Consider the following 4536-nt stretch of genomic DNA (forward strand, 5'->3'; position numbering starts at 1 on the left):
GGGCGCGGGGTGGCCGGGCTGCTGCGCGCCGCCCGCGGGGTCCGCCGTCGGCGGCGCGGTGGTGGCCGGCGGCGTGCCGGCCGGGGTGCCGGCGGGGGTACCGGAGGCCACGTCGTCGCCGCCGGTGCACCCGGCGAGGAGCAGGGCCGTGGTGGCCAGGGCGGACAGGGTCAGCGGGGTGCGTCGCGTGCTCATCGGCCTCGACGCTAGGTCGGCCCGGGTGGGCTCGCGACCCGGGGAAGATTTCCGCCCCGCCCGCTGTTCTGGCAGACTGTCCCGTCGGTCTGCGGTTCACGTGCGCGGCTCGCGCGCACGACCCGGAGGCCCTACCCGAGGAGAACACCTGTGAAGACTGACATCCACCCCGAGTACGTGGTGACCCAGGTGACCTGCACCTGTGGCAACACGTTCACCACGCGCTCCACCGAGACCTCCGGCGAGATCCGCGCCGACGTCTGCAGCGCCTGCCACCCGTTCTACACGGGCAAGCAGAAGATCCTCGACACCGGTGGCCGCGTGGCCCGGTTCGAGGCGCGCTACGGCAAGCGCTCGGCGAACTAGCCGTCCTGACGCCGGTGCGCGGCGGTCCCCCGAGGACCGCCGGGCACCGGCGTCTTCGCATGTCCGGGGCCGGGTCCGCCGTCCCCGCAGGCCGCCGGGCGACCGGCGACGCCACGCGCCGCGGCGCCCGCCCCCCCAGGAGAACCCGCGATGACCGACCCGTTCGCGGCCGCCCGCCCGCTGCTCGACGAGCACGCGCGGATCGAGCAGCAGCTCGCCGACCCGGCGGTGCACGCCGACCAGGCGCTGGCCCGCACCCTCGGCCGGCGGTACGCCGAGCTCGGCCGGGTCGCGCAGGCGCACGGCGCGTGGCGGGCGGCGGCGGAGGACCTCGCGGACGCCCGCGAGCTCGCGCAGGACGACGCCGCGTTCGCGGCCGAGCTGCCGGAGCTGGCCGAGGCCGAGGAGCACGCGGCGGAGAAGCTGCGCCGGGTGCTGGTGCCGCGCGACCCGGACGACGCCCGCGACGTGATCCTGGAGATCAAGGCGGGTGAGGGCGGTGAGGAGTCCGCGCTGTTCGCCGGTGACCTGCTGCGGATGTACCTGCGGTACGCCGAGCGCCGGGGCTGGCGGACGGAGACGCTGGAGTCGACGGAGTCCGACCTGGGCGGGTACAAGGACGTGCAGGTCGCGATCAAGGCGCGCGGCTCGGTCACCGACCCGGCCGACGGCGTGTGGGCGAGCCTGAAGTACGAGGGCGGCGTGCACCGCGTGCAGCGGGTGCCGGTCACCGAGTCGCAGGGCCGCATCCACACCTCGGCGGCGGGCGTGCTGGTCTTCCCCGAGGTGGAGGACGAGGGCGAGGTCGAGATCGACCCGAACGACCTGCGGATCGACGTCTACCGGTCCTCGGGTCCCGGCGGGCAGTCGGTGAACACGACCGACTCGGCCGTGCGGATCACCCACGTGCCGACCGGCATCGTCGTGTCGATGCAGAACGAGAAGTCGCAGCTGCAGAACCGCGAGCAGGCCATGCGGGTCCTGCGCGCCCGGCTGCTCGCGGCCCGCCAGGAGGAGGCCGCCGCGGCGGCGAGCGCGGCCCGGCGGTCCCAGGTCCGCACCGTCGACCGCTCGGAGCGGATCCGGACGTACAACTACCCGGAGAACCGGATCGCCGACCACCGCACGGGCTACAAGGCGTACAACCTGGACGCCGTGCTCGACGGGGACCTCGGCCCGGTCGTGCAGTCGGCGGTCGACGCGGACGAGGCCGCCCGGCTGGCCGCGGCGGGGGAGCGGTGACCGCCCCGGGCCCGGCGCCCGCCGGGGGCGCCCCGACGATGCGCGTGCTCGTCGACGCCGCCACCCGGGTGCTGACCGAGGCGGGTGTCGGTTCGCCGCGGCACGACGCCACCGAGCTGGCGGCGCACGCGCTCGGGCTGCCGCGCCTCGACCTGGTCCTGGCGCCGCCGGTGCCGGACGGGTTCACCGAGGAGTACGCGGGGCTGGTCGACCGGCGCCGGCGGCGGGAGCCGCTGCAGCACATCGTCGGGTCGACGGTGTTCCGCTACCTGAACCTGCGCGTCGAGCCGGGCGTGTTCGTGCCCCGGCCGGAGACGGAGACGGTCGCGCAGGTCGGCATCGACGAGGCCGCGCGCCTGGTCACCGAGGGCCGCGCCCCGGTCGTCGTGGACCTGTGCTGCGGCGCGGGCGGCATCGCCCTGTCGCTGGCGACCGAGGTCCCCGAGGCACGGGTGGCCGCGGTGGACGCGTCCCCGGCGGCCGTGGCGCTGACCCGCGCGAACGGCGAGCGGGTCGGCGCGACGCAGGTCCGGGTGGAGCTCGGCGACGTCCGCGACGCGGCGCTGCTCGCGGACCTGGACGGCACGGTCGACGTCGTCGTGTCGAACCCGCCGTACATCCCGCCGGACGCGGTGCCCGTCGACCCGGAGGTCCGCGACCACGACCCCGACCTGGCGCTGTACGGCGGCGGGGCGGACGGGCTGGAGGTGCCGCGGGCGGTGCTGGCCGCCGCCGCGCGCCTGCTGGTGCCGGGGGGGCTGCTGGTGATGGAGCACGCCGAGGTGCAGGACGCCGCGGCCCGCGCGGCCGCCGAGGCGACCGGCGCGTTCGAGGAGGTCGCGTCCCGCCCGGACCTGACCGGCCGGCCCCGGATGCTCGTCGCCCGCCGCCGCGCCGGCGCCGCCAGCGAGCCGCGTCCGGACGCCCGGCCGGGCGTGGGAGACTCGCAGCCGTGACTGCCGACGCCGTGCTGGACGCCACCGACCCCGCCACCTGGGGCCCCGCCCTCGACGCCGCCGTGCACACCGTCTCCCGCGGCGGCCTCGTCGTGCTGCCGACGGACACGGTGTACGGGATCGGCGCCGACGCCTTCGCGCCCCCGGCGGTGACCGCGCTGCTCGCCGCGAAGGGCCGCGGCCGCCAGATGCCGCCGCCGGTGCTGGTGCCGGACGTGCGCACGATGGACGGCCTGGCCATGGGCGTGCCCCCCGCGGCGCGCGACCTCGCGGAGGCGTTCTGGCCGGGCGGCCTGACGATCATCCTGGTCGCGCAGCCGTCGCTGGCCTGGGACCTGGGCGAGACGCACGGCACGGTCGCGCTGCGGGTGCCGGACCACCCGGTCGCGCTCGCGCTGCTCAGCCGCACCGGCCCGATGGCGGTGTCCAGCGCGAACCGCACCGGCCAGCCCTCGGCGCTCGAGGTCGGCGAGGCGTACGAGCAGCTCGGCGACCGGGTGCAGACCTACCTGGACGGCGGCCGCACCCCGGGGCAGGTCGCCTCGACGATCGTGGACGCCACCGGCGACGAGCTGCGCGTCGTCCGGCAGGGCGCCATCTCCCTGGAGCGGCTCCGCGAGGTCGCCCCCGTCCGGGAGGGTGACGCCGGCCGGTGAGGGCGTACCTCCTGCTCCTGCTGATCGCCGCGGCGGCGACGTACGTGCTGACGCCGCTGGCGCGGTGGTGCGCGCTCCGCTGGGGCGCGATCACGGCCGTGCGGAGCAGGGACGTGCACTCCATCCCGACGCCGCGCCTGGGTGGGCTCGCGATGTGGGCCGGGCTGATGGTCGGCCTGGTCATGGCGAGCCAGCTGCCGTTCCTCGAGGACGTCTTCGACCGCCCGGAGCCGATCATCGGCATCGCCGCCGCCGCCACGATCGTGTGCGCGCTGGGCGTCGCCGACGACATCTGGGACCTGGACTGGATGACGAAGCTGGTGGGCCAGGTGCTCGCCGCGTTCGTGATGGCGTCCATGGGCGTGCAGCTCTACCAGCTGCCGATCGACGGGGTGGTGCTCGGCTCGGACCGGATCTGGCTCGGGCTGACCGTGCTGGTGGTCGTCGTCGCGATGAACGCCGTGAACTTCGTCGACGGCCTGGACGGGCTGGCCGCCGGGCTGATCGCGATCGGCGGCGCCGGGTTCTTCCTGTACTCCTACCAGCTCACCCGCGAGGCGAGCCCGGGGGACTACTCGAACCTCGCGACCCTCGTGGTCGCGCTGCTGGTCGGGGCGTGCGTGGGCTTCCTGCCGCACAACTTCCACCCGGCGCGGATCTTCATGGGCGACTCCGGCTCGATGCTGATCGGCCTGGTGATCGCGGCGGCGGGCATCCAGGTGACGGGGCAGATCGACCCGGCGGTCGCCTCGACCCGGCAGTCGTTCCCCGCGTTCCTGCCGATCCTGCTGCCGCTCGCGGTGCTGCTGCTGCCGCTGCTGGACATGGGCCTCGCGGTGATCCGGCGGGTCGGCTCGGGGAAGTCCCCGTTCCACCCCGACCGGATGCACCTGCACCACCGGATGCTGGCGCTCGGCCACTCCCACCGGCGCGCGGTGATCATCCTGTACGTGTGGACCTTCGTGTTCACCGGCGCGGCGACCGCGCTCGTCTGGTTCTCGACCACCGCGGTCCTGATCGGCCTCGCCGTCGGCGTGCTGGCGGCCCTGGCCCTGACGCTCGGGCCGCTGCGCGGCCGCAGCACCGCGGGCGGCGGCACCCCGGGCCCGCCGCCCGGGGTG

The 4536-nt window shown here is 76.0% G+C and carries 5 protein-coding genes and 1 pseudogene; 5 read left to right on the forward strand and 1 reads right to left on the reverse strand.

The genetic code is table 11. The annotated features are described in order from the left end of the window. Nucleotides 1-195, reverse strand: a pseudogene (locus tag FA014_RS18135) (serine protease inhibitor); the annotation flags it as partial. Between the two features lie 150 nt (nucleotides 196-345). Here FA014_RS18135 and rpmE point away from each other — a divergent pair. The 5 genes from rpmE to FA014_RS18160 all read left to right on the forward strand — a co-directional run. After that, nucleotides 346-561, forward strand: a complete 216-nt coding sequence (gene rpmE / locus FA014_RS18140; protein WP_154731021.1) for a 50S ribosomal protein L31 — start codon at nucleotides 346-348, stop codon at nucleotides 559-561. A 150-nt stretch (nucleotides 562-711) separates the two neighbouring features. Beyond that, nucleotides 712-1803, forward strand: coding sequence for a peptide chain release factor 1 (gene prfA / locus FA014_RS18145; protein WP_154731022.1), 1092 nt, complete (start codon nucleotides 712-714; stop codon nucleotides 1801-1803). A gap of 38 nt (nucleotides 1804-1841) precedes the next feature. Continuing rightward, nucleotides 1842-2759: a peptide chain release factor N(5)-glutamine methyltransferase gene (prmC, locus tag FA014_RS18150; protein ID WP_154731024.1), complete on the forward strand. Its 918-nt coding sequence runs from the start codon at nucleotides 1842-1844 to the stop codon at nucleotides 2757-2759. After that, nucleotides 2756-3415, forward strand: a complete 660-nt coding sequence (locus tag FA014_RS18155; RefSeq protein WP_230323377.1) for an L-threonylcarbamoyladenylate synthase — start codon at nucleotides 2756-2758, stop codon at nucleotides 3413-3415. Before prmC ends, FA014_RS18155 begins: the two co-directional genes overlap by 4 nt. Further along, the coding region (locus FA014_RS18160; RefSeq protein ID WP_154731023.1) for an MraY family glycosyltransferase at nucleotides 3412-4536 on the forward strand (1125 nt) is incomplete at its 3' end. The genes FA014_RS18155 and FA014_RS18160, both read left to right, overlap by 4 nt.

It is taken from the genome of Cellulomonas hominis (assembly GCF_005239125.1).
GTDB lineage: Bacteria > Actinomycetota > Actinomycetes > Actinomycetales > Cellulomonadaceae > Cellulomonas > Cellulomonas hominis_A.

What these genes read in the sequence shown, in the direction of transcription:
- prmC (WP_154731024.1), top strand. Translation starts at nt 1,842, where the DNA reads ATGCGCGTGCTCGTCGACGCCGCCACCCGGGTGCTGACCGAGGCGGGT.
- prfA (WP_154731022.1), top strand. Translation starts at nt 712, where the DNA reads ATGACCGACCCGTTCGCGGCCGCCCGCCCGCTGCTCGACGAGCACGCG.